Below are 23,199 nucleotides of genomic sequence, written 5' to 3'. Positions count from 1 at the left end.
CCGAGCGCCGCCGGCGTTCAAGACGGTTGGACGGCGGTGATCCGGACGCCTGACCGCCCGTAGGGGCAGGTCACGACCACCGGGAAGCCCGCGTCGGCGACGGCCTGGGCGTTGGGCGGAACGCCCAGGAGGTGCGGGGAACGAAGTCGTCGGGTTGATCGGATGCGGCGGTCTCAGTCGACAAGTGCGCCGGCGGTCAGGTTGGCGATCGTTCCGGTCATGGCTCCGGCTCGGTCCGAAGCCAGGAACGCGGCCGTCTCCGCGATCTCGGAGAGCGTGGGCAGTCTCTTCAGAAGCGTTCCCTGCGCCATCGCTCCGCTTTCGAGCAGCTCCTGGACCGACTGCCCGGCCGCCGTCGCGGCTTGCTCGAAGAGGTCCTTGGTGTGGGAACCCGCCGCGGGCGCGTCGACGGCGGCGTGTGGACGGATGCCGATCACCCGGACGTTGCCGGGTGCCAGTTCCGCGGCCAGAACCCGGGAGAAGGCCTCCTTGCCCGCCGCGCTCACAGCATGCCCCAGGATGCCGCTCACAGCCAGCTTGGAGCCCGGCTCGGACAGCGTCAGGATGACGCCGGGCCGTTCGCGACCCATGTGTCGTGCCACAGCCTTGCTCGTGATGAACAGCGCCCGCAGATAGCCGTCGATCGGCCGCATGAACTCCTCCAGCGAGAGGTCCGCCAGCGAGGTCCCCTGGTCGTGCGGGACACTCACGGCGTTGACGGCGATGTCGATGCCACCGGCCGTCGCCGTGACCGTGTCGGCGTGCTTCTCGACCGCCTGTTGGTCGAGAACGTCGACCTGCGCGGTCTCGACCGCTCCGCCCGTGGCGGCGATGTCACGTGCCACGGCGTCGAGCCTCTCCTGTGTCCGTCCGGCGATGAACACCCTCGCGCCTTCCCGGGCGAACACCCGGGCGATCGCGCCACCGATGGCGCCCCCGCCCCCATAGATGACAGCGTTCCTGCCGCCGAGCAGCGATCCACTCATGTTTGTCCCCCAAAGGTGGTTGATTCTTCGGACGGTTACACGGGCTCGATGGCACACCGGCACCGTCGGTTCAGGCGTCCGGGACGGAGATCACCGCCACCGGCACACGGGTACGTCGATCTGTTGGTCAGTCGTTTTTCTGACGCTGGATCTGTTCCGCGATGCGCTTGATGCGGTTCAGCCGTACATCCCAGGTTCTGCCGACCTCGTTCAGCTGCCGTACGGCACGGGCGAGCTGTGCCTCGTCGACTTCGTAGCGTCGCTCGCGGCCCATCGGTGTCGCGCGCACGAGGCCCGCGCGATCGAGGACGTTCAGATGCTTGGTGACCGCCTGGCGCGAGATCGGGAGACGATCGCTCAGGCTGGTCGGCGTACCGACGCCTTCCGCGAGCAGCAGGTCGAGCAGACGGCGCCTGATCGGGTCGCCGATCGCCGACCAGAGTTCGTCGTCGACGGCGACGGTCATCGCGCCACCACGGAAGAGGCGTAGCTCCGCAGGAGGGGAAGGAAGGTGTCCCAGCCGTGCTCGTGTTCGTGGAAGGCCTTCTCAAGCACGGCGGCCTCCCAGCCCTTCTCCCGCCAGCCGCTCTCGGTCAGGTGCAGAATCGTGCCGTCGCCGGAGGGTTCGAGCTCGAAGGTGATCAGAAGGGAGTTGCCCGCATCGGGTAGCTGTCCGTCAGGGGCGACCCAGCGCATCGCGAACCTGCGGGGCGGGTCCACGTCGACCACCGTGATCGACTCGACCACGCCGGGGACGTCCCACACCAGTTCACCGACGGCGCCTGGCTCGGGCTCGAACGACGCGTCGTCGGACCACCACATCTTGATGTGCTCGGGACGACTCACCACATCGAACACGACCTCCGGCGCCGCGTCGATGTGGATCTCACGCTCCAGCTTTCCGAACTCCACCACGGACCTCCAATAGGCAACCATCGGTTGCGCATTAACCTAGCGGCCGCATCAGTGATGCGCAACCTTGTGTTGCGTGTAGACCGTGGGGTTGGGCGAAGAGGGCGTTATGGGCACGGCCGGTCAGGGCGCGGCCCATGCCCGTACGGGGAGGTCTGGTAGCGGCGTCGCCCTGATGCGCCATGGCGCCCGCAGCCGAGAAGGCTGCGGGCGCCATGGGCTTTCGGGTCGTCGGAGAGGCCGGGGCCTCCTTACGGGTTGACCTTCACCTGGACCGCCGGGGCCGTGCCGATCCGGACGTCCAGGACGATCGGCTTGCCGTCGCGGAGGGCGGCGCGGGCCTCGTCGCGGAGGTTGAGCTTCAGGTCCCGGGTCTTGCCGGGCTGGAGCGTGACCTTCTTGTCGTCGACAGGACGGCCGCCGTGGGAGACGGTGACATCCTCCTGGCACTTGCCCTTGCCCGTGCAGATCAGGGTGATCGTCACCTGGGCGGGGGCGTTCCCCTGCGTCTTGACCGTGGCGGTGACGGTGTCGTGGAGCACCCTCATCCCCGTGGGCTCGGGTACCCGGGACAGGAGCGGGGCGACGTAACGCTTCGTGTCACCGGAGGTGTTGAGCGCGAGAGTCGTCCCGTCCGGCTGGTTCAGGAGCACGGTCAGCGTCGCGTTGCCCTGCTCGTCGAGGCGGGCCTCCCCGAGATAGGCGATGTCGCCTCCGGCCGGAGCCGACGCGGGGGCGCCGGCCTTCAGCAGGAGGAACGACAGCTGCTTGGCCGCCGTGGCGGCCCCCGCTGACACCGTCACCGTGACGGTGCCGTTGTCGTTCACGACCGCCTGGTGGCGGATGCCGTCGGTCTCGGTGGCCTTGGCCGCCGCCGCTGGGACCACGGTGGTGAACGCGACGGTCCGCGCCGAGGCCGCGGACTCCGCCGAAGCCGCCGCGGCAGGCGTCGCGGTCTCCTCCGTGGCGGGGTTCTCGGCGGCAGGGCTCGCAGGTTCCGGCGCGGTGGCGGGTGCCGTCAGGGCGGTGCGCAGGACCGGTCGGCCGAGGCCGGTGTCCCACCGCCAGACCTTCTCCAGGTCCCATCCGATCGACGCGTAGGTGGCCGGGTCGGCGGCCTGCGCGACGGTGACGGTGGTGCCGTTGAAGCTCTCCGGTGCGGTGGAGCCGATGCTCTGCACCGACGCGACCAGGGTCTCGACGGCGAGGTTGTGCTCGACGGTCGGCGCGCCCCCGTTCAGGGTGCGGGCGACGATCCGGTGGGCCCATCCGGTCGCGGTCACCGTCGGGTTGAGCGCGACGTTGTTCCGGATGGTGGTGCCGGTGTAGGCGTAGCCGCTGATGCCGGCCGCGGCCTCGCTCTTCGGTACGGTCACCGCGCCGGTGGCGTAGTTCCGCTCGGTGAGGCTGCCGCCGCTCGCGGAGCACTGGGTGGCGCCGCCGGCGATGCCGACGAGTCCGCCCGCGTACTTGCCGCCGGTCGTCGAGACGGTCGTCGCCGACCACGAGTCGCGCAGCACGCCGCAGCTGTAGCCGACGATGCCGCCGACCGTGGTGGCGCCGACGATCGAGCCGCTGGTGGCGACCCGCTCAACGGTGCCGTCGAGACGGTCGGCCAGCGGGCCCACGTTCCCCGTGGTGGCGTTCACCGAGGCCCCGGCGAGGGTCAGGTCGTGCACCTTGCCGGTGACGGAGGCGAACAGGCCGCCGACGGAGGAGGTGTAACCGCTCAGGGTGTGTCCCGCCCCGTCCAGTTCGCCGGTGAACGCGGGGGCGATCGGGGCGACGCCGGTCAGGTCGAGGTCCGCGGCGAGCCGGAACCTCTCCGCCGGGTGGGCGGTGATCTGACCCAGGTCGGCCGCCTGCCGTACGAGGTAGAAGCCGTCGGTGTCCCGCGCCAGAGCCGGGCCCGTGGGCTCGGGCTCGGAGACGGCGGGGACGTCCTCGGGTACGGCGCGCAGTACGGGCCGCCTGCCGTCCTCGTCCCACTTCCAGACCGTGGTGAGGTCGAAGCCGAGCTTGCCGGTCCAGAAGTCCTGGCTGCGGGCCTCGTCCCTGGTCGCGGTGGCGCCGTTGAGCGTCGCCGGACCGATCGTGGTCTCCTGCTGCGTGGTGGCCTGGAGGGTCTCGACCGCCCAGTTCCCCTCAAGCGTGGCGACGTTGTTCGCCAGCACCCGGCCCAGGAAGCGGTGCGCCCAGGACGGCGCGGTGACGGTCGGGTTGAGCGCGATCGAGTTCCTGATCGTGGTGCCGGTGTAGCCGTACCCGGCCACGCCTCCGTCGTTGCGGCCGTCGGCGAGGACGGCACCCGTGGCGAAGGCCCGCTCGGTGAGCGATCCCGCCAGCGCGACGCCGATGACCCCGCCCGCCTCGGTGGACAGCGCGTGCACGTCCGCCGTGGAGTAGACGTCACGGACGACGCCCTGGGAGTCGCCGAGCAGACCGCCGACCCGCGAGGCCCCGGTCACCGAGCCGGAGACCCACACACGCTCGACGGTGCCGGTGCTCGCGCCCGCCAGGATGCCCGCGCGCGCGGTGGTCCCGGTCACCTTGGCGCCGACGATCGCGAGGTCGTGGACGTTTCCGGACACCTGCGTGAACAGGCCGCCGGTCGAGGTCAGGCCCTTGATCGTGTGGCCCGCGCCGTCCAGCTCACCGGTGAACGCGCCCGGCAGGGTGGTGAACGGTTTTCCGCTCAGGTCGATGTCGGCGCCGAGCACGTAGTCATACGAGAGGTGCGTACCGATCTGGGCGAGGTCGTCGGCGCTCTTGACGATGTGGAAGCCCCTGTCGTCCTTCGGCAGCTGGGGCGCCTCGCCGGCCTGCAGCGTCTCGGGCGCCACCTTCAGGGTCGGCCGCGCGCCGGTCTCGTTCCACTGCCAGACGTTGGTGAAGTCCCAGCCGAGCGCCTCGTAGAAGGACTGCTTGCGGAGCTCGGCGGGGGGGACGACGTTGCCCCTCTGGTTGCCCGCCGCGGGCGGGTCGGTCAGCGTCTGCCCACTGATCGGTACGGCCCGGCTGACGTGGTTGTCCTCCAGCGAGGCCGTCTGCCCGGCGAGCACGCGGCCGAGGATGGCGTGCGCGTAGCTGGTGCCGGAGACGTTCGAGTTCAGCGCGACCGAGTGGCTGACCTCGGTCGCGTCGTACCCGTAGGCCGCGATGCCGCCCGCCGACGCCCCGGCCGAGGTGACCGAGCCGGTGGCCAGCACGTTCTGGGTGACGGAGCCGCCCATGGCGACGCCGACGACGCCGCCGACGTACTGGGCCGTGGCCTTGACGTTCACCGTCGAGACGCTGTCGCGGACGATGCCGAACTGGTGGCCGGTGATGCCGCCGACATAGCTCGCGGCGGTCAGCGACCCGTCGGCACGGACCCGCTCGATCGTGCCGTGGTTGATGTCGGCGACGAGACCGGCCGGGGTGCGGTCGGTGGTCGCCTCGCCGTTGACGACCAGGTTCACGATCGTGCCGTGGTTGTCGGCGAACAGGCCGGGCCCCTGGCCGGGGATCGCGGACAGGCCGGAGACGGTGTGCCCGGCGCCGTCGAACACGCCGGTGAAGGCGATCGTGCGGCCGATCTGGGAACGGCCGAGGCCGCTCAGGTTCAGGTCGCCGGCGAGCCTGTAGTGCCCGGCCGGATCGTTGTCGATCTTCGCCAGGTCGTCGGCGGAGTCGATCAGGTAGGGGGTCTGGGCGGTGCCGTCACCGGCCAGGCCCTCGCGCAGGGTCACGGCGGGCCGCAGCGGTTTGCCGGACCTCAGCGAGTCCCAGACGAACAGCCTGACGGTCGAGCTCGGCGCGACCGCGAGCGGCTTGTCGAAACTGATGTACTGCTCACGGCCGGTGTGGTTGAGCGTGACGTCGGCCGAGCGCACGTCGATCATCTTCTGCTGCGAGGCGTCGTACGCCGCGGCCATGACGGTCAGCCTGTCGAGGCTGCCCGGGGAGGAGATGAGTCCGACGCCGTCCAGCTCACGATTCTTGATCTCGGCGGAGGAGACCTTCCAGGTGCCCTGCGGCTTGGTGACGGTGAAGTCGTCGACCACCCGGCCGTCGATCTTGTACGCCGTCAGTCGCAGGCCCGCGTCGGTGGCCGTCAGGACACCGCCCATCTGGACGTCCTCGTCGTCGACCTTGTCGTCCCACCAGTGCTTCGCGTTCTCGTAGAACTTGGGGCCGGAGGAGCCCATCGTCACGAAGGTGGTGCCCTCGGCCGTCTCCTCCGGCGTCCGGGCCAGCCGGCCCTCGTAGATCGTCGAGCGCTTGTAGACGTGGTCGTGGGCGCCGATGTACATGTCGACGCCAAGCTGGTCGAGGACGCGCGTGACCTTCTCGCGGTCGATGTCCATGCCCGCGTCGGCCCCGTGGCGGCCGCCGTAGTAGGAGAAGTGCCCGAGAGCGACGTTCCACTTCTTGTCCGAGGCCCGGACGTCCTTCACCAGCCAGGCGAGCTGGTCGTCGAGACGGGCGGTGGAGCTGAGGACGGAGAAGTGGATCTGCCCGCGGTCGAACGAGTAGTTGGCCTCGCCCACGGCGCCGTTCTTGGGCAGCGCGAACATGTTGGTGAAGACCGAGGCGGGCTCGACGGCGACCGAGTTGTAGTCGGGGTCCTCGTAGGTCTCGTGGTTGCCCTTGACGGCCGCGTACTGCGTGTCGAGGCCGGACAGGAGCGCGTCGTTGATCTCGCTCCACATCCTGGTGCGGCCGCCGTCCTCGACGAGGTCGCCGAGCTGCATGACGGTGCCGCCGCCGGGAGCCTTGGCCTTCAGCTGGTCGAGGACCTTGCCCGGCAGCTTGAGGCTGTCGGCGTTGCTGTCGGGGACCTGGACGTCGCCGAGGATGTAGACGGGCTCGCTGTCGGTCCCGCCCGCGAGGAACCGGCCCTTGACGTCCGTCCAGGCGGCCGTGTCGGCGGCCTTCGGGGCGGCGCCGTTCCTGGTGACGCCGAGGCGGTACCGGTAGGACGTGCCGACCTTCAGGCCGGTGAGCCGGAACTCGTGGGAGCGCAGCGTCTGGCCCGTGACGGAGTGCTGGAACTTGGGCTCGTCGTTGCCGACGGTCGACGTCTCGTACGGGCTGTCGCCGGTCGAGGTGAGGACCTGGGCCCTGGACCAGTCGTCGCCGCCCTCCGGCAGGATCTGCGCGTAGACGCGCTGGATGTCCCGGTCGGTCGTGACGGCGATGCCCGCCGTGCCGGGCTCGGCGCCCACGGCCACGTTGTTGGTGAAGCGGAACACGCCCGCCGGGTCCTGCGTCCGCTGGTCGATCTGGATCCGGCGCAGCTCGGCGTTGGTGTTGCCCTTGTCGTCGGTCGCCTTCACGACGACGAACGTGTCGTCGTAGGAGCGGATCTGGAAGGCGCCGTCCTTGACCGGGACCTGGCCCGCGGAGTCCCACACCTCAAGGGCGGTGGTCGGCTGCCCGCCGGAGTCGTCGGTCGCGCTCACCTGCGGCAGCGTGACCGCCTGGCCGTACCGGGCGGTGGCGGGCACGTCGGCGACGGTGATCTGCGGGGCGTAGTTCGCGCCGCTCGTCGTCTCGCCGATCCAGATCGGGGCGGAGACCAGGAAGTTGCCGTCGGCCTGGTCGGCGCGGACGTAGTAGAAGTCGCCGTTCTTGACGTCCAGTTTCTTCCTCAGCGTCAGGTCGTTGCCGCTCAGCCTGCCGAAGTCGTGGGCGACCTTCCCGCCGTTGGTGATCAGCTGCGCGCCGGTGAAGGAGTCCTTGGCGTCGGGGTCCCTCAGCTGGAGCTCGGCGTCCAGGGTGGTGGTGCCCGCGGGCAGGATCGAGCCCATCAGCTTGCCGTTGCCGCCGAAGGCGAGGACGGCGTTGACGTCTCCGGTGGAGTACGTGCTGCGGTCGCGCATCGCCGCGTAGAGGTCGTCCAGGCTCCTGCCCCTGGCCCAGATGCCGGTGATCGACGGGTTGCTCGTGACCCAGGTGGCGGAGTGCTCGTCGCCGTTCCAGACCGGGGACAGGTGCCAGCCCGCGTCAAGGGCCTTCTGGAACTCCCTGGCCTGGTCCGGGGACTTGACCTCGATCAGCTCCATGCGTTCGTCGGCGGTCCTGTCCAGGCCCTTGAAGCCGAAGAACTCGCCCTTGCCCGTGGGTGAGGGGTGGTTGAACTGGCCGATCGCGTTCGGGTCCTGCTTGAGGCGGGCGAGGTAGGTGAAGTAGTCGTACTTCATGTCGCCGACGCCGAAGCCGTTGGCGAACCCGTCGACGGTGCCCTTCTCCGTGGCCCTGGCCGTCGCGTGCCAGCTGGTGTTGAAGAGGTTGATGTGGCCGGTGCCGTCGTACCAGGTGTTCTCGATGGCGGGGGCCACGGTGAGCTCGGTCTGGGACGCGTTGAACTTGTCCGCCAGCTCGTGCAGGGCGCGCCACTCGTCCGAGTCGGCGTCCCGCCAGTCCTTGATGAAGTCGTCGCCGTTGCGGATGTCCCACATCACGTCGTGCTCGGTGAGGGCGAAGAAGTCCGCGTCCGTCTTGTCGCGTACGTAGGTGAACGCCGCGCTCGGGTTCTCGGCTCCGTCGCTCATCCCGGTGTGCGCGTGGAACTCACCGGTGTACAGGGACTTGCCGAGGTAGGTCGGCCGGTTCTCGGTCGCCGAGGCCGCCGAGGCCGGGGAGGCCGGCGCGACGACGAGTGCGCCGGCCGCGAGTGCGATCGCGGTGATCGCACCGGGCCAGGCAGGGGGTCGTGGTGCGCTGCTGCGCGTCATGTTTCTGCCGTTTCAGGTGATTCGAGTGTGCTGATCACAGAAATCACGGCGGGTGGAACGGCTCACTGCGCGTGCGTGTAGTGAAGGTGAACGATCAACAAATCCCGACAATGATCACATTTTGGATCTATCAGACAAGGCGCCCAACGGGCTTGTTCGGTGATCAGACGGGCGGCACCCCGGTCGCGTCCGGTCGACGGCCGCGCGCGGAGACCGCCATGACCGACCGGCCCGCGGCGGCGCACGCGCACCGCCTCCCGAGTGCCGTGAACGGCAGGCCGGACCGGTCCGGTGACCTGCGCCGTAAGCCTCGGCCGCCGGGCTCGGGGTGGCGGGGTGCGCGCCGGTACGGAGACTCGGCCCCTTTTGCGCGCTCTCTGTCGTGATAAATGAGAACTATCGTGACTTTCATGGAAAACTTCCCTCAGCGCAGGGACCCCCAGACGTCGAACCTGCGCGCCTCGGACAGCAACAGGGAGCAGGTCTCCGCCCTGCTCGGTGAGGCCCTGAGCACCGGTCAGCTGGCCTACGAGGAGTACTCCGAACGCCTGGACAGGCTCTACCAGGCCAAGACGGTTGGGGAACTTGAGGTTCTCACCAGCGATCTGCAGGTCGAGCGGCACCGTCCGGCCACGAGCCCGGTGTCCTACGTCCCGGGCACGAACTCAGAACCCGAGAACGTCATCGCCATCTTCGGCGGCGCCGACCGCAAGGGCCGCTGGCGGGTACGGCGGCGCATCAGGGGTCTGGCCCTTTTCGGCGGGATGCGGTTCGACATGACCGACGCCGAGTTCGAGGCGAAGGAGATCGAGATCACGATCAACGCCGTCTTCGGCGGGGCCGAGATCATCGTGCCCGAGGGGGTGGAGGTGCGCTGCCAGGGTGTGGGCATCTTCGGCGGCTTCGACGTGCACGGCGGCCCGGACATCGACCCGTCGGCGCCGGTGATCGTGGTGAAGGGCCTGGCGCTGTTCGGCGGCGTGAGCGGCAAGGCCAAGCGCAGGAAGGACCGCTGAGCCCGGGAGCGGGACTCACAGCACCGGTGCGGGGGTGGAGTTGACGAGGCCGCCGTCGACGAGGATGTCCTGGCCGTTGACGTAGGACGCCTCGCCGGAGGTGAGGAAGGCGACCACGGCGGCGACCTCCTCGGCGGTGCCGACGCGTCCGGCGGCGATGGAGGCCGCGAGGGAGGCCCGGGCCTCGGCGGAGACCTCGGTGCGGAACGCCGGGGTGTCGATGGTGCCCGGGCTCACGGAGTTGACCCGGATGCGCCGTGGCGCCAGCTCGGCCGCGAGGGTCCGGGTCAGATTGTGCGCCGCGGCCTTGGCCGCCGAGTAGAGGGCCGTGCCGGGCGTTCCACGGTGCAGGGCGAACGACGCGTTGATCACGACCGATCCCCCGTCGGACAGCAGGGGAAGCGTCTTCTGGACGGTGAAGAACACCGCCTTGAGGTTGATGTCCACGACGCGGTGGAACTCGGCCTCGGTGACGTCGCCGAAGGGCTGGAAGGCGCCGACGCCCGCGTTGGCGAACACCACGTCCAGCCCGCCGTACCGGTCGTGGACGGTCGAGGCCAGTGTGTCCAGGTCGGCGAGGTTCGCCGCGTCGCCGGCCACCCCGAACGCCCGGTCGCCGAGGCTCGCCACGGCGGCGTCCAGCCGTACCCTGTCACGGCCTGTGACGACGACCCGGGCTCCTTCGGCGAGCAGCCGGTGCGCGGTGGCCAGGCCCATGCCGCTGGTACCGCCGGTGATCAGTGCGACTTTTCCCGAGAACCGTGTCATGGGTCCAGCGTGCCGGTACGGCGCGCGGGCATACAGTGCGCGCCTGTCGTGGGTGTGGCACCACCAGGTTCAGGCCGTGCGGGTCAGGGCGGCGAGACGCTCGACGGTGCCGGGGCGGGGGTCGTACAGCACGAGGTTCAGGCCGGGGCGGTCGGCGACCGTCAGGGTCGTCGCGTCGAAGAACAGCTCACCGGCCCGGGGGTGGCGCAGGGCGTTGACGGCCTGGGCCGGGACGCCCACCTCGTGGCGTTCCCACAGTTCGGCGAAGTCGGGGCTGACGACGCCGAGGTCGGCGACCACCCGCTCGAATCCGGCGTCGCCGGGGAAACGCGCCCAGTCGGCGCGGTAGGCGGCCACGACGGCGGGGGCGGCCGAGACCCACGTCTCGCGCATGGCGAGATAGCGGGGGCTGGTGAAGAAGGTGACCAGGCAGTTGTGGGCGGTCCCCTCGGCGAAGCCGAACACGCTCCGCGCCGTCTCGTTGAACGCCAGCACGTCCCAGTTCCTGTCGCGCAGCACCGCGGGCCGTCCCTCCCACCCGTCGAGCAGGCGCCGCAGCTCGGGGGTGACCTCGTTCGCGGGCGTCCGCCCGGCGGGCGGCGGGTTGAGACCGGCCAGGGAGTAGAGGTGGGCTCGTTCGGGTTCGCCCAGGCGCAGTGCCCCGGCGATCGCGTCGAGCACGCCGGTCGAGACGGTGATGTCGCGGCCCTGTTCGAGCCAGGTGTACCAGGAGACCCCGACCCCGGCCAGCAGCGCCACCTCCTCGCGCCGCAGCCCCGGGGTCCGGCGCCGTCCGGCCGTGGGGATGCCGACGTCGCCGGGGGTGAGCCGGGCCCGGCGGGCGCGCAGGAAGTCACGGAGCCGTTCGCGCCGCCGGGTGGAGTCGCCGATCGCCTCGATGGTCATGTCCCCACGATAGCCACAGGGATCGACTATTGTTAGTCAGGTGGCTGACTCAAAGAAATCGGCGGGCAAGCGGCGGCAGCTGATGGTCGCCGCCGCCCAGGTCCTGCACCGGCAGGGCGTGGAGCGCACCACCATCGCCGACATCGCCAACGCCGCCGACGTCCCCGTCGGGAACGTGTACTACTACTTCAAGACCAAGGACGCGCTGGTCCAGGCGGCCCTGGCCGAGCACGCCGGGCACCTGGCGGGCCTCACCGACGAACTCGACAGGCTCCCCGACCCGCGCGAACGCCTCAAGGCCCTGGTCGGCGGCTGGATCGGCCAGCGCGACGTCGCGGCCCGCTACGGCTGCCCGACCGGGACCCTGGCCGTCGAGCTGGACAAACGCGAGGACGGGGGCATGGACGTCGAGGCGGGCAGGGCCATCCGGCTGCTGCTCGACTGGGCCGAGCGGCAGTTCCGCGAACTGGGCGCCCCCGATCCGGACGGCCTGGCGCTCACGCTCGTCGGCGCCTACCAGGGCATGTCGCTGCTGACCAACGCCCTGCGCGACCCGGAGATCATGGTCCGCGAGGGGAACCGCCTCCTGGACTGGCTCGACTCCCTGCCCGGCGGGCGCTCCTCAGGAGCCGAGATAGCGCAGCACGGCCAGGACCCGTCGGCTGTAACCGGTGGTGTGTGACAGCTCAAGCTTGTCGAACAGGGCGTTGACGTGCTTCTCGACCGCGCTCTGCGACACGTGCAGCGTCTGCGCGATCGAGGCGTTGGTCAGCCCCTGCGCCATCAGCTCGACCACCTGCCGCTCCCGGGCGGTCAGCCGGGTCAGCGGGTCGGCGTGGCTGGTGCGGGCGAGCAACTGCCGTACCACCTCGGGGTCGAAGGCCGTCCCCCCGGCTCCGACCCGGTCGAGTGCCTCAAGGAAGTCGCTCACCTGGGCCACCCGGTCCTTGAGCAGGTAGCCGACCCCGGAGATGTCGCCGCTCATCAGCTCGGTCGCGTACTTCTTCTCCACGTACTGCGACAGCACCAGCACCCTGACGTCCGGCCGGAGCCGCCTGATCTCCAGGGCCGCGCGCAGGCCCTCGTCGGTGTGCGTCGGCGGCATCCGGACGTCGGCCACCACCACGTCGAGCTCCGCTCCGGCCTCGGAGACGGCCTCGACCAGGGCCTCGCCGTCGCCCACGGCGGCGAGCACCTCGTGCCCCTCCTCGGCCAGCAGCCGGACCAGGCCCTCCCTGAGCAGGGTCGAGTCCTCGGCCAGGATCACCCGCATGGCAGCTCCGCCGTGATCACGGTCGGCCCGCCGTCCGGGCTGGTCACGGTGAGGCGGCCGTCGAGCGCGGCCACCCGGCCCGCCAGTCCGGACAGACCGTCCCCCGTCGCGTCGGCGCCACCGGCGCCGTTGTCCTCCACACGCACGAGGACCATCGTGCCCTGTTCGCGGACCTCGACGGTGACCAGGTCCGCCCCCGAGTGCTTGTCGGCGTTGGTCACCGCCTCGCTGACCACGAAGTAGGCCGCCGTCTCGACCGTCCTGGGCAGCCGTTCCGGCGGCGCTCCGACGACCTTGACCGGGACCCCGGCGCGTTCGGCGACCCCGGCCAGCGCCTCGGCGAACCCCAGCGAGTCGAGTGCCGAAGGATAGACCCGCCAGGCCACCTCGCGAAGCTCGGTCAGCGCCTGCTGGGCCTGCTCGTGCAGCTGTTCGAGCAGCTCGGGCCGTCCCCTGCGGGCCCGTCCGGCCAGCATCGACAGCGCGACCAGCCGCTGCTGCACCCCGTCGTGCAGGTCACGTTCGATCCTGCGCCGCTCGGAGTCGACCGCCGCCAGCGCCCCCGCCCTGCTCTCGGTCAGCTCGGTGATCCTGCGCCGCAGCGCCTCGGTCGGGTCGGGGGCGAGCATCCGTATGGCCAGCCGCCGTTCGAGCACGTCCGCCCCCACCAGGCCGGACAGGTGCAGGAAGAGCAGGAAGACCCCCGCCAGGCCGATGTAGGCGACCAGCGGAGGGGTCGGCGGCATGCCGTCGAACGGCAGGCCCCTGCCCCACGTCCAGGCCAGGACGGCGGCCGTGACCGTGCCGTACCCGAGCAGGAGGACCACCAGGCCGCCGAGCACGCCGACCGGCACCCTCGCCGCGAGGTAGCCCAGCTCACCCCCGCCCTGGGGGGAGAGGTCGAGACCGAGCCGCCGGACTTCGAGTACGGCCAGCCGCCGGGCCGCCGCCCGCGCCCAGGGGCGCCCCGCGAGCGGCAGCGCCACCAGGACGAAGACCAGGCCGAGCAGGGCGGTGAACGCGCCGAGGGTCACCGCCCCGAGCAACCGCAGCCCCCTAACGACGGCTCGCATGCCGCCCCTTGTACCGTTCGTTCAGCCTGAGGCCCACGAAGACGACCACGGCCAGCGCGACCACGGCGATCACCACGTTGGTGCCCACGCCGACGTAGGCCTCGACCAGGGACCAGTTCTCCCCGAGGAGGTAGCCGGCCAGCACGAAGATGGTGTTCCAGATGAGGCTGCCCGCGGTGGTCAGCGCCGTGAAGACACCCAGCGGCATGCGTTCGACCCCGGCCGGGATCGAGATCATGCTGCGGAAGATCGGGATCATTCTGCCGAAGAACACGGTCTTGCGGCCGTGCTTGAGGAACCACGCCTCGGTCTTGTCGATGTCGGAGACCTTCAGCAGCGGGATGCGGGCGGCCAGGGCCAGGGTGCGTTCCCGGCCGAGCAGCGCGCCGATCCAGTACAGCGCCAGCGCGCCGACCACCGAGCCCGTCGTGGTCCACAGCAGTACGGCCGGCAGACTCATCTCCCCCTGGGAGGAGGCGAAGCCCGCCAGCGGCAGGATCACCTCGCTCGGGATGGGAGGAAAGAGGTTCTCCATCGCCACCGCGAACCCGGCCCCCGGGGCGCCGAGGCTTTCCATCAGTGCTACCAGCCAATCCGTCATGCCCAGAAGGTTACGAAGGTCGAGATATGGCCACCATGAGGTGCGTGACCGTTTCCGGTTGTGGAAAACCACACCTGCGGAAAACCACAGCGAGGTTCGGGCAGGCGCCTCATGTCGCGGAGCCGTCGGCCGTACCTATCGTCGCCGACCGTGTTCAAGAAGATGTTCAAGAAGACGGCGTTCACGGGGCCGGCGGCACTCGTCGTCCTGGTGGCGGTGGTCGTGCTGTCCGCGATGGCCGACAGCACCATGCAGCCCCTGCCCGCCTCCGCCCCCGCCGGGGAGTTCAGCGCGCGGCGCGCCCTGGACCACCTGAGGGAGTTCGCCGCCGAGCCACGGCCCATCGGAAGTCCGGCGGGTGACCGGGCCAGGGACTACCTGGTGGGACGGCTGCGGGCCGAGGGTCTCCAGGTCGAGGTGCAGCGGGCCGTCGGAGCCCGCCCGGCCTCCGGGCTGGCGACGTTCGGCCAGGTCGACAACATCGTGGGCAGGCTTCCCGGGACCGACCCGACAGGTACGGTGCTCATCGCCGCCCACTACGACTCGGCGGCGATGGGCCCCGGCGCCTCCGACGACGGCGCGGCGGTGGCCGCGATGATCGAGACGGTCAGGGCACTACGCACGGGAACCGGCCTCCGCAACGACGTCGTGCTGCTGATGTCGGACGGTGAGGAGGACGGCGTTCTCGGCGCCGAGGCGTTCGTCAGGCGGCATTCGCTCGGCCGTGCGGGCGGGGTGCTGCTGAACTGGGAGGCCAGGGGAGTGCGCGGCCCCTCACTGATGTTCGAGACCTCACGGAACAACGCCCGGCTGGTCGAGACGTTCGCCGACGCCGTCCCCGCCCCGCGCGGTGACTCCTCCATGGTCGAGATGTACCGGCTGCTGCCCAACAACACCGACTTCACCCCGCTGACCGGGGCCGGGTTCACCGGCATGAACTTCGCCTACATCAGGGGCTCCTCGCTCTACCACACCGCGGCGGACTCCGTCGCGAACCTCGACCCCGGCAGCCTGCAGCACCACGGCTCCACCATGCTGGCGCTGACCCGCGCCCTGGGCGGCGCCGACCTGCGGACGCTGACCTCCGACCACGACGTCACCTACTTCCGCGCCCTCGGCGTCATGATCACCTACCCGGGCACGGCCGTCCCGCCCCTGGCGGCGCTGGCCGTACTGGCGGTCGCGGGCCTGGTGGTCCTCGGCCGGGTACGGCGGCTGCTCACCCTTCCCAGACTGGCGGTCGCGACGGTCTCGGCGGTCCTGCCGCTGCTCGCCTCGGTCGCCATGGCCCAGGGGCTGTGGGAACTGCTGGTCGGCCTGCGGCCCGAGTACGACACGATGGGCGGACTTCTGCACCGCCCGCAGGCCTTCGAGGCGGCGATCGCGGTCATGTCCGCGCTGGCGGTGCTCTGCTGGTACCTGCCGCTGCGCCGCAGGCTCGGCCCGGCCGCGCTGTCGGCGGCCGTGCTGGTCTGGTCGGCCGGGCTGGGCGCGCTGTGTGCCTGGTTCGCCCCGGGAGCGGCCTTCCTGTTCACCCTGCCCGCGCTGCTGGGCGCGCTCGGCGCGCTGGCGGCGTCCGTGACCGGCGTGCCGGCCTGGGTACGGGCGGTCGCGACGACGCTGGGGCCGGTCACGGCCGCCGCGGTGCTGCCCTCCCTGGCCTGGAACGCCTTCGACGGGATGGGCCTGGCGCTCGGCGGGGTGGGCGCCCTGGCGCTGGCGCTGTTCTGGCTGGGCGTCGCGCCGCTCGTCGAACTGTTCCGGCTCGGGCGCGCCGTACCTTTGACGGCGGCCGGGCTGGCTCTCGCCCTGGTCGGCGCGGGGCTGGCCGTGGACGGGTTCGACGCCGAGCGGCCACGCCGTACGCACCTGGCCTACGTCATGGACGCCGACACCCGCGTCGCGCACTGGGCCAGCGCGGACCCCGAACCCGCCGGGTGGACCAGGCGGTACGTCTCGGCGCGTGCCGTTGACGGGCTGCCGCCCGGCTACGCGCGGGGGTCGCTGTGGACGGGCACCGCCCCGGCGATCAGGGCCGACGGCCCGAGGGTCGTCGTGTCCTCCTACGACGGCGGCACACTCACGATGCGCGTGACAGCGGGCCGGGGAGCCCGTTCGGTGACGCTGCGGCTGGACCGGCCGATCACCTGGGCGGGTGTGTCCGCGGGCCGGTTCGGCCAGGCGGGCGTCCAGGTCACCGGTACGCGCACCGGCACCTGGCCGAGTGAGATCCGCTTCCGCGGCATCCCCTCCCAGGGAGTCAGGGTCACCGTACGGCTGTCGCCCGCCGAGCGGGTCCGTGTCATCGCGATCTCCGAGAGCGACGGCCTGTCCGCGGTGCCCGGCTTCGTGCCCCGGCCCCCGGGACTGGTCGCGGCGACCAGGGAGGACGGTGACCTCGTCGCGGTCACCCGGGGGTACACGCTGCGCCGCGGCTCACACGGCGAGGGCGTCGCCGAGGGCGCGCAGTGAGGCGGTCTCGTTGTCGCGGTGCCGGACGAACGTCAGTGCGGAGTCCGGCAGGCCGGTGACGGGGACGAAGGCGATGTCGGGGCGGCCGTGGTAGCGGGCGCTCGGCGCGCAGAGCAGCATCGCCCCCCGGCCGGCGGCGATCAGCGTCAGCGCCTCCTGCAGGGTGCTGACCCCGGGCCCTCGGGGCACGGGCCTGCCGCCGGGGGTGACGGCGGGAACCTGCAGGTCGCGCCAGTAGCGCGGGGCGGGTTCCGCGATGTCGACGAGCACGCAGTCGGCGAGTTCCTCGGCGGAGACCGACTCCCGGCCCGCGAAGGGGTGGCGGCCGGAGACCACCAGGGTCATCGGCTCTTTGGAGAAGAGCGGCCCCGCGACCAGGTCGGGCTCCCTGACCGGGGCCGGGACGACGGCCGCGTCGACCTCGCCCCGGCGCACGCCGCCGAACGGGTCGGCCAGCGGGTACTCCACGGTCTCGACCTCGCAGGCGGGGTGCCGGTCCTCGAAGGCCCTGATCGCCGTCATGACCTGCTCGTTCAGGAAGCCGGAGAAGCCGATCCGCACGACCCCCTCGACGCCGCGCGCCCCGGTCCTGGCGCGTTCGACGCTCTGCCGCAGGGCGTCGTAGGCCGGACGCAGGTCCGTCAGGAAACGCTCGCCGAGCGGGGTGAGCCGTACCCGGCGGCTGGTGCGTTCGAGGAGGCGGGCGCCGATCCTGCGCTCCAGCGAACGCAGGAGCTGGCTGACCCGTCCCTGGGAGACGCGCAGCCGTTCCGCGGCGTGCCCGAAGTGCAGCTCCTCACTCAGCGTGAGGAAGCACTCAAGCTCTCTCATCTCCAGCTCAGGCACCGCGCGTCCCCAAATCGATTAGCCCGGTTAATGTAAGGATGCGATCTTCGTCGTTGTTCCCGGCCCGGCGGCGGCACAGGCTTGGCGGCATGTTCACAACGATGCGAACCCCGGTGAGGACCGGGAACTGGACCGCCGTCGTCGCCGTCGCCCTGGGCACCTTCTCCGTCGTCACGACCGAGATGCTGCCGGTCGGGCTGCTCACCGCGATGAGCGCGGAACTCGGCGTCTCCGCGGGTACGGCGGGCCTGGTGGTGACGGTCCCCGGCCTCGTCGGGGCGATCGTGGCACCGGTGCTCGTGGTGGCCGTCGGCGGGCTCGACCGGCGGCGGGTGCTGGTCGCGCTGGCGGCGCTGCTGGCCGTGGCCAACCTGCTCTCGGCGCTGGCCCCGGTGTTCGCCGTCATGCTGGCCGCCCGCGTCCTGGTGGGGCTGTCCATCGGCGGCTTCTGGGCGGTCGCGGCGGGGCTGGGGGCACGGCTGGCGCCGGAGCGGGCGGGGACGGCCACCTCGCTGATCTTCAGCGGGGTCTCCCTGGCCTCCGTGCTCGGGGTGCCCTCGGGGACGTTCGCCGGTGAGCTCGTGGGCTGGCGCCCGGCGTTCGCCGCGCTCGGGGTGCTCGCGCTGGTCCTGCTGGTCGCGCTGGTCCTGACGCTGCCGCCGCTGCCCGCCCTCGGGACGGTCAGGGCGCGGGAACTGCCCGGCCTGCTCCGCAACGCCCGGCTACGGCTCGGCCTGGTCGTCGTCCTGCTGATGGTGACCGGCCACTTCGCGGCCTACACCTACGTCAGGCCCGTCCTTGAGCAGGTCTCCGGCGTCGGCCCCGGCCTCGTCGGCACCCTGCTCCTGGTGTACGGCCTGGCCGGGGTGATGGGGAACTTCGTCGCCGGGGCCGTCGTCGTGCGGGCCCGGTACGGCACGGTCCTGGCCGTGGCCGGGCTGCTCGGCGTCTGCATGTTCGCGCTTCCGCTCGCCGGTGAGACGCGGGCCGCGGTCGTGGTCTCGCTTGCGGCGTGGGGGCTGGCCTACGGAGGGGTCTCGGTCAGCATGCAGACGTGGGTGCTCACGGCGGCGCCGAAGACCCCGGAGGCGGGGTCGGCGCTGTTCGTCGCCGTCTTCAACGCGGCCATCTCCCTGGGCGCGTTGCTCGGCGGCCGGGTCGTCGACACCGTCGCGGTCTCCGGCGTCATGTGGGCAGGGGGAGCGCTCGCGCTCCTGGCCGTGCCGGTGGTGGTGCTCGCCGTACGGCGCCGCGGTTCACAGGGGGACCGGGACGCGGTTGGCGCGCCAGGACACCAGGGTGAGGAACGCCCCGGCGAAGAAGGCGCCTGAGGCGATCAGGGCGGCGGTGTGGAGGCCGGGGACCAGCGGCGCGGACGTCGCGGTGAGGGTGCTGAACAGGGCGACGCCGACGGAGTTGCCGATCTGCCTGGCGACGTTGAACACCGCCGAGGCGACACCCGCGTTGGCGTCCGGCGCGGCCTGCACGATCGCGGCGGTCGCGGCCGGGACGGTGGTCGGGGTGGCCAGCCCCGTGGCGACCAGGGCGAAGAGTAACTGCCAGTAGGGGGTGTCGGGACCGGCGACCAGCCAGCCGAGGAAGCCGAACGCGCCGAGCAGCAGCGCCCCGGCCATCGGGGAGTGGGGGCCGTGGCGCGCGGTGAGGCGGCCGGAGAGCGGGGCGGCGAACACCGCCATGCACACGGTCGGCAGCAGCGCGATCCCGGTGCCGAGGGCGCCGTAGCCGCGCTCGTTCTGGAAGTACAGCGTGGACAGGTAGAGCATCCCGTAGTAGCCGAGGTTGAGCAGCACCCCGACCGCCGCGGCCGGGGAGAAACCGGGGGAGCGGAAGAGCGAGGGCGGCAGCAGGGGGGTGGAGCCGGGGGTGGCCTCAAGACGCCGTTCGACCAGGACGAACAGGACGAGCGCCACGATCCCCACCCCGCAGGCCGCGAGCACGGTCGGTGACGTCCAGCCCTGGGTACCGGCCTCGTTGAGCATGCCCGCGAGCGCCGTCAGGCCGACGACGCCCAGGACCTGACCGACGGGGTCGAGTCCACGACCCGAGGCGCGGGCGGCCGGGGCCGGGACGTGCCTCAGGGTGAGCCACACGGCGAGCAGCGCGACCGGCACGTTGACCCAGAACGCGGCCTGCCAGTTCAGCCCGGCCACGAGGAGACCGCCGACCAGGGGGCCGGCGGCGAAGGCGACCCCGGCGACGCCGGCCCACACCCCCAGGGCTCTGGCCCGGGTCGCCCGCCCGGGGTAGGCGGCGGCCAGCAGCGCCAGCGACGTCGGCACCAGCAGCGCCCCGCCGACGCCCTGGAGCATCCTCGACGCGATCAGCGTCACGGAGGTCGTGGCGAACCCGCAGCCGAGGGAGGCGACGGTGAAGACGCCGAGGCCGGTCAGGAAGACCCCGCGGTGCCCGAGCCGGTCACCGAGGCCGCCGCCGAGGAGCAGCAGGCCCGCGAAGACCGTGCTGTAGCCGTCCACGACCCAGGCCGTGGCCGAGGCGTCGGCGTGCACGGACTCCCTGATGGTGGGAACCGCGACGGTGACGACGGTGACGTCGAGCATGACCAGGAAGTAGCCGAGGCTCAGCGCGATGAGCGGGGGCCAGACCAGCCGCTCGACAGGGGCCCGGCGGTCGGTTGCACGCATGACCGCATGGTCGTCCCGGGTCGCTTAGTCATCCGTCTAACCGTTGGTGTACGTTCGCGCCGTGGAGCACCCACGACGTGACCCGGACATCGCCCGCGCGGCGCGCCTGATCGCCAGCGCCTCCCGCGCCCACATGCTCAAGGCGCTCTCCGGCGGCCGTCCGCTGGCCGCGAGCGTCCTGGCCGAGGAGGCCGGGGTCACCCCGGCCACCGCGAGCGTGCACCTGCGGCGGCTCACCGAGGCCGGTCTGGTCGTCGGCGAGCAGCGCGGGCGGCATCACTACTACCGCCTGGCGAGCGCCGAGGTCTCCACGGCGCTTGAGGCGCTGGCGGTCATCGCCCCGGCCGTCCCGGCCCCCGTCGCCTCGCTGCGGGTCAGCAGCAGGGAGAACGCCCTGCGCAGGTCGCGCACCTGCTACGACCACCTCGCCGGGTCGCTCGGTGTCGGGCTCATGGAGACCTTCGTCAGCCAGGGGCTGCTCACCGGGACGCCGAAGGCCGAGGAGGACGGCCGGGGGCCCGACCTGCCCGCCGCCTACGGTCGGGCCCTGGAGTACCACCTGACCGGGAAGGGAGGGGAGGTCTTCGGCCGTTTCGGCGTCGACGTCGCCCGCCTGAGCACCAGGCGGCGCCCGGTCGTGCGCTACTGCGTCGACTGGAGCGAGCGGCGCCACCACCTCGCGGGAGGGCTGGGGGCGGCGCTCACCGGCCGCTTCTTCACCCTTGACTGGCTGCGTTACGGCGTCTCGCCCCGGGTCGTCCACCTCACCGAGACGGGCAGGCGGGGGCTGGCGGACACCTTCTCCTTCGAGGCGCCCGCCTGAGGCGCTGGAGATCGCCGCGAGGAACGGCTCCGCCGAGCCGGCCCCTGACCCGTCACCCGGCCGCGCCGCCGTACGGCTGACCGAACCCGAGCAGGGCGGGCAGCTCCTCCAGGGACCGTACGGCGGGCAGCCCGGCGGGCACCGGGGCGCCCGCCCGGTTCAGCCAGACGCCGTACAGCCCGGCGGCGTTCGCCGCGGCGGCGTCCACGTCGTGCCTGTCACCGACGTAGGCCACCCGCCCGGGCGGCAGCCCGAGCACCGCGCAGGCCGCGTGGAAGATCTCCGCACGTGGCTTGGCGACGCCGACCTCGCTCGACGCGACCAGCACGGGCAGCGCCGTACCCAGCCCGATCCTGCGGAGCTTGTCACGCTGCTGGGCGGCGTCCCCGTTGGTCAGGACCCCGAGCCGCGGCCGGACGGCCTCCCCGGCCAGTACGGCCAGGCAGGGCGCGACGTCGGGGAAGGCACGCCAGGCGGCCTCGTAGTGCCGCAGGTAGCCCGCGAACCAGGTGTCCGCCTCGGTGTCGTCCCAGGACCCCAGGTCGAGCTCGGCGAAGAGAGTGGTCACGCGCAGGCGGCGCTGTCCGGTGAAGGTGAGCTCACCGGCGAGGTAACGGTCCATGGCGTGGTGTTCGAGCTCCGACCAGCGCCGCCGCGCCGCCTCGTGGTCGACGTCCGCCCCCGCGACCCCTGTGAGAGCCGCGGTGAAGGCCGTGGTCGCGGCTGTGTCGTGGTCGAGCAGCGTGCCGTCGAGGTCGAACAGGAGTCCCTCGACGTTCCGGTTCCGTGTCACGTGGCCGCACCGTATCCGATCATCCACGGCCGTGCACGGGGCGGTCATCCCGAATCACCCGTGGTGAACACGCCAGGTCCCGAAGGCATGTGCTTTCGCTTTCCGCGCCGTCACTTTTCCCTCAGACCGTTTTCCCCGCGTGGTACGCCGGATCCCTCGATTACCCGGCCCGGATTCTCCAACGAATCTCTCCATAAAGTCATATTTCTGGTATGTCATATGGACCGTTGATCACGACTTTTGTGTTTTTCGATCACGTTGGCAATCGTGAAGTGCTAAAAAGGGCCTTCTATGAGAATCTTCCGGCGCCGGAAAGGCGGACGATCTGCCGGAGACGCCTTCGTCGTCGGGCGTCTCTGGAACGACATCGCCCTTGACGCCGCCGTCGAGGCGGTCGAGGAAGGCTATCTGAACGCGGGACTCGTCCTCCTCGGGGAGACCCACGGTGACCCGGAGTTACGTTCCCTGCGGCTCGACGCGCTCAGCCGCGCCGCGGTCGGCAGGAGCCAGGGCATCGCCGAACTGCTCGCCGGGTCCCGTGACCGGGCCGACATCCTGCTCTGGCTCGGCCGTACGGTCATCGACGAGGCGTGGGTCATCCGGGGCGGAGGCTTCTCCGGGGAGGCGGGTGAGGACCGGTTCAAGATGTTCTTCGCCACCCTGTCCGGCGCCCACGAACCGCTCATGGAGGCGGCGAGACTGCGTCCGTACGACCCCGTGCCGTGGGAGTCCATGATCTGGTTCGCCCTGGGCATGCAGTTCGACCGGGCCGAGGAGGACGAGATCTGGGAGGAGACCGTCTCCCGTTCCGCCACGCTCTTCTCCGCCCACTGGGCCCGGATTCAGGCGCTTTCCGAGAAGTGGGGCGGTTCCCACGAGGAGATGTTCTCCCACGCCCGGGAAGCGGCGGCGTTCGCGCCCCGGGGAAATCCGCTCACCGCGATGCTGGCACTGGCGCACCTGGAGTATCTACGCGCCGAGGAACGCCGTCTCGTGGTCGAGAACAAGATGATGGCCTACATGAAGTTCAGCATGCGGTATTTCTCCGAGCGGGTCGTCGGAGAACTGAAGGACGCCGAACGCCGCTGGACGGCCTACGCCACCGCGCACCCCCGCGACTTCGAGGCCCACCATCTGTTCGGGGCCGTCTTCGTCCGTGAGGCGAGCACCCACGACCTCGCGGCCAGACACCTCAGGCAGGTCGGCAACCGGGTCGGGCGCGGCGCCCCGTGGAGCTACCTCGGCGACCCCGCCGAGGAGTTCGCCGCCGCGCTGCGCAGGCTCAGGATCTCCCTGCCCGGACCCCGCGACGACTGAGGGGCGACCTTTCTCACCTGCGGTTTCG

18 protein-coding genes are annotated in these 23,199 nt (G+C 71.4%); 6 read left to right on the top strand and 12 right to left on the bottom strand.

Going from position 1 to position 23,199, the window contains the following annotated elements:
- Positions 1 to 173 precede the first annotated feature (173 nt).
- The 4 genes from ACIBVQ_RS35810 to ACIBVQ_RS35795 all read right to left on the bottom strand — a co-directional run bounded on the left by ACIBVQ_RS35810 (position 174) and on the right by ACIBVQ_RS35795 (position 8,620).
- Positions 174 to 986 (bottom strand): SDR family NAD(P)-dependent oxidoreductase, encoded by an 813-nt coding sequence (locus ACIBVQ_RS35810; RefSeq protein WP_399183070.1) that lies wholly within the window; start codon positions 984 to 986, stop codon positions 174 to 176.
- Between the two features lie 127 nt (positions 987 to 1,113).
- Positions 1,114 to 1,452, bottom strand: coding sequence for a helix-turn-helix domain-containing protein (locus ACIBVQ_RS35805; RefSeq protein WP_352015293.1), 339 nt, complete (start codon positions 1,450 to 1,452; stop codon positions 1,114 to 1,116).
- Entirely contained in the window at positions 1,449 to 1,898 is a 450-nt protein-coding gene (locus tag ACIBVQ_RS35800; protein WP_362913798.1) for an SRPBCC domain-containing protein, read from the bottom strand. The genes ACIBVQ_RS35805 and ACIBVQ_RS35800 overlap by 4 nt, the downstream gene beginning before the upstream one ends.
- A gap of 251 nt (positions 1,899 to 2,149) precedes the next feature.
- Positions 2,150 to 8,620 carry a metallophosphoesterase gene (locus tag ACIBVQ_RS35795; protein WP_399183067.1) on the bottom strand — a complete coding sequence of 2,157 codons (6,471 nt, stop codon included), beginning with the start codon at positions 8,618 to 8,620 and terminating at the stop codon, positions 2,150 to 2,152.
- Positions 8,621 to 9,030: 410 nt separating this feature from the next.
- Here ACIBVQ_RS35795 and ACIBVQ_RS35790 point away from each other — a divergent pair, with 410 nt between their 5' ends.
- Positions 9,031 to 9,636: a DUF1707 domain-containing protein gene (locus ACIBVQ_RS35790; RefSeq protein ID WP_399183065.1), complete on the top strand. Its 606-nt coding sequence runs from the start codon at positions 9,031 to 9,033 to the stop codon at positions 9,634 to 9,636.
- A 15-nt stretch (positions 9,637 to 9,651) separates the two neighbouring features.
- Here ACIBVQ_RS35790 and ACIBVQ_RS35785 read toward each other — a convergent pair whose 3' ends face one another.
- Together ACIBVQ_RS35785 and ACIBVQ_RS35780 are read right to left on the bottom strand one after the other, a co-directional pair.
- Positions 9,652 to 10,404 (bottom strand): glucose 1-dehydrogenase, encoded by a 753-nt coding sequence (locus tag ACIBVQ_RS35785; protein ID WP_399183063.1) that lies wholly within the window; start codon positions 10,402 to 10,404, stop codon positions 9,652 to 9,654.
- Between the two features lie 69 nt (positions 10,405 to 10,473).
- Positions 10,474 to 11,310: a helix-turn-helix transcriptional regulator gene (locus ACIBVQ_RS35780; protein WP_399183061.1), complete on the bottom strand. Its 837-nt coding sequence runs from the start codon at positions 11,308 to 11,310 to the stop codon at positions 10,474 to 10,476.
- Between the two features lie 40 nt (positions 11,311 to 11,350).
- Here ACIBVQ_RS35780 and ACIBVQ_RS35775 point away from each other — a divergent pair, with 40 nt between their 5' ends.
- On the top strand, positions 11,351 to 11,992 hold the full coding sequence (locus ACIBVQ_RS35775) for a TetR/AcrR family transcriptional regulator (protein ID WP_399183059.1): 642 nt from the start codon (positions 11,351 to 11,353) through the stop codon (positions 11,990 to 11,992).
- On the opposite strand, the gene ACIBVQ_RS35770 is transcribed toward ACIBVQ_RS35775, so the two are convergent.
- From ACIBVQ_RS35770 to ACIBVQ_RS35760, 3 genes are read right to left on the bottom strand one after another with little or no spacing between them, the layout of a single operon-like run.
- Entirely contained in the window at positions 11,933 to 12,583 is a 651-nt protein-coding gene (locus ACIBVQ_RS35770) for a response regulator transcription factor (protein WP_352015277.1), read from the bottom strand. The two genes, ACIBVQ_RS35775 and ACIBVQ_RS35770, sit on opposite strands and share 60 nt — an antisense overlap.
- Complete coding sequence (locus ACIBVQ_RS35765; RefSeq protein WP_399183057.1) at positions 12,574 to 13,656, bottom strand: sensor histidine kinase; 1,083 nt, start codon at positions 13,654 to 13,656, stop codon at positions 12,574 to 12,576. Before ACIBVQ_RS35765 ends, ACIBVQ_RS35770 begins: the two co-directional genes overlap by 10 nt.
- The gene (locus ACIBVQ_RS35760) at positions 13,640 to 14,257 is read right to left on the bottom strand and encodes a DedA family protein (RefSeq protein WP_399183055.1); all 618 of its coding nucleotides are present in this window, start codon (positions 14,255 to 14,257) and stop codon (positions 13,640 to 13,642) included. Before ACIBVQ_RS35760 ends, ACIBVQ_RS35765 begins: the two co-directional genes overlap by 17 nt.
- A gap of 150 nt (positions 14,258 to 14,407) precedes the next feature.
- On the opposite strand from ACIBVQ_RS35760, the gene ACIBVQ_RS35755 reads away from it, so the two are divergent.
- Entirely contained in the window at positions 14,408 to 16,729 is a 2,322-nt protein-coding gene (locus tag ACIBVQ_RS35755) for a M28 family peptidase (RefSeq protein WP_399183053.1), read from the top strand.
- Here ACIBVQ_RS35755 and ACIBVQ_RS35750 read toward each other — a convergent pair.
- Positions 16,694 to 17,575: a LysR family transcriptional regulator gene (locus tag ACIBVQ_RS35750; RefSeq protein WP_399183051.1), complete on the bottom strand. Its 882-nt coding sequence runs from the start codon at positions 17,573 to 17,575 to the stop codon at positions 16,694 to 16,696. The two genes, ACIBVQ_RS35755 and ACIBVQ_RS35750, sit on opposite strands and share 36 nt — an antisense overlap.
- A 101-nt stretch (positions 17,576 to 17,676) precedes the next feature.
- Between ACIBVQ_RS35750 and ACIBVQ_RS35745 the strand changes: the two genes are divergently transcribed.
- Positions 17,677 to 18,906, top strand: coding sequence for an MFS transporter (locus ACIBVQ_RS35745; protein WP_399183049.1), 1,230 nt, complete (start codon positions 17,677 to 17,679; stop codon positions 18,904 to 18,906).
- Here the strand turns inward: ACIBVQ_RS35745 and ACIBVQ_RS35740 are convergent.
- The gene (locus ACIBVQ_RS35740) at positions 18,832 to 20,238 is read right to left on the bottom strand and encodes an MFS transporter (protein WP_399183047.1); all 1,407 of its coding nucleotides are present in this window, start codon (positions 20,236 to 20,238) and stop codon (positions 18,832 to 18,834) included. The genes ACIBVQ_RS35745 and ACIBVQ_RS35740 overlap by 75 nt on opposite strands.
- Before the next feature lie 61 nt (positions 20,239 to 20,299).
- Here ACIBVQ_RS35740 and ACIBVQ_RS35735 point away from each other — a divergent pair, with 61 nt between their 5' ends.
- A complete protein-coding gene (locus ACIBVQ_RS35735; RefSeq protein ID WP_362778189.1) occupies positions 20,300 to 21,061 on the top strand; it encodes a helix-turn-helix domain-containing protein in 762 nt (253 codons plus the stop codon).
- A gap of 52 nt (positions 21,062 to 21,113) precedes the next feature.
- Here ACIBVQ_RS35735 and ACIBVQ_RS35730 read toward each other — a convergent pair whose 3' ends face one another.
- Positions 21,114 to 21,854 (bottom strand): HAD family hydrolase, encoded by a 741-nt coding sequence (locus ACIBVQ_RS35730; protein WP_399183045.1) that lies wholly within the window; start codon positions 21,852 to 21,854, stop codon positions 21,114 to 21,116.
- 291 nt (positions 21,855 to 22,145) lie between these two features.
- Between ACIBVQ_RS35730 and ACIBVQ_RS35725 the strand changes: the two genes are divergently transcribed.
- Positions 22,146 to 23,171: a hypothetical protein gene (locus ACIBVQ_RS35725; RefSeq protein WP_352015268.1), complete on the top strand. Its 1,026-nt coding sequence runs from the start codon at positions 22,146 to 22,148 to the stop codon at positions 23,169 to 23,171.
- Positions 23,172 to 23,199 lie beyond the last annotated feature (28 nt).

It is taken from the genome of Streptosporangium sp. NPDC049376, assembly GCF_044466505.1.
In the GTDB taxonomy this organism is placed as follows: Bacteria; Actinomycetota; Actinomycetes; order Streptosporangiales; family Streptosporangiaceae; genus Streptosporangium.
Note: the sequence above shows the minus strand (reverse complement) of the source record. Positions and strands in the feature narration are given on the sequence as shown.

Bases quoted from the DNA above. Each gene is read 5' to 3' on its own strand.
- ACIBVQ_RS35810 (WP_399183070.1), bottom strand. From the start codon at position 986: ATGAGTGGATCGCTGCTCGGCGGCAGGAACGCTGTCATCTATGGGGGC.
- ACIBVQ_RS35805 (WP_352015293.1), bottom strand. From the start codon at position 1,452: ATGACCGTCGCCGTCGACGACGAACTCTGGTCGGCGATCGGCGACCCG.
- ACIBVQ_RS35795 (WP_399183067.1), bottom strand. From the start codon at position 8,620: ATGACGCGCAGCAGCGCACCACGACCCCCTGCCTGGCCCGGTGCGATC.
- ACIBVQ_RS35790 (WP_399183065.1), top strand. From the start codon at position 9,031: ATGGAAAACTTCCCTCAGCGCAGGGACCCCCAGACGTCGAACCTGCGC.
- ACIBVQ_RS35785 (WP_399183063.1), bottom strand. From the start codon at position 10,404: ATGACACGGTTCTCGGGAAAAGTCGCACTGATCACCGGCGGTACCAGC.
- ACIBVQ_RS35780 (WP_399183061.1), bottom strand. From the start codon at position 11,310: ATGACCATCGAGGCGATCGGCGACTCCACCCGGCGGCGCGAACGGCTC.
- ACIBVQ_RS35770 (WP_352015277.1), bottom strand. From the start codon at position 12,583: ATGCGGGTGATCCTGGCCGAGGACTCGACCCTGCTCAGGGAGGGCCTG.
- ACIBVQ_RS35765 (WP_399183057.1), bottom strand. From the start codon at position 13,656: ATGCGAGCCGTCGTTAGGGGGCTGCGGTTGCTCGGGGCGGTGACCCTC.
- ACIBVQ_RS35760 (WP_399183055.1), bottom strand. From the start codon at position 14,257: ATGACGGATTGGCTGGTAGCACTGATGGAAAGCCTCGGCGCCCCGGGG.
- ACIBVQ_RS35745 (WP_399183049.1), top strand. From the start codon at position 17,677: ATGCGAACCCCGGTGAGGACCGGGAACTGGACCGCCGTCGTCGCCGTC.
- ACIBVQ_RS35740 (WP_399183047.1), bottom strand. From the start codon at position 20,238: ATGCGTGCAACCGACCGCCGGGCCCCTGTCGAGCGGCTGGTCTGGCCC.
- ACIBVQ_RS35725 (WP_352015268.1), top strand. From the start codon at position 22,146: ATGAGAATCTTCCGGCGCCGGAAAGGCGGACGATCTGCCGGAGACGCC.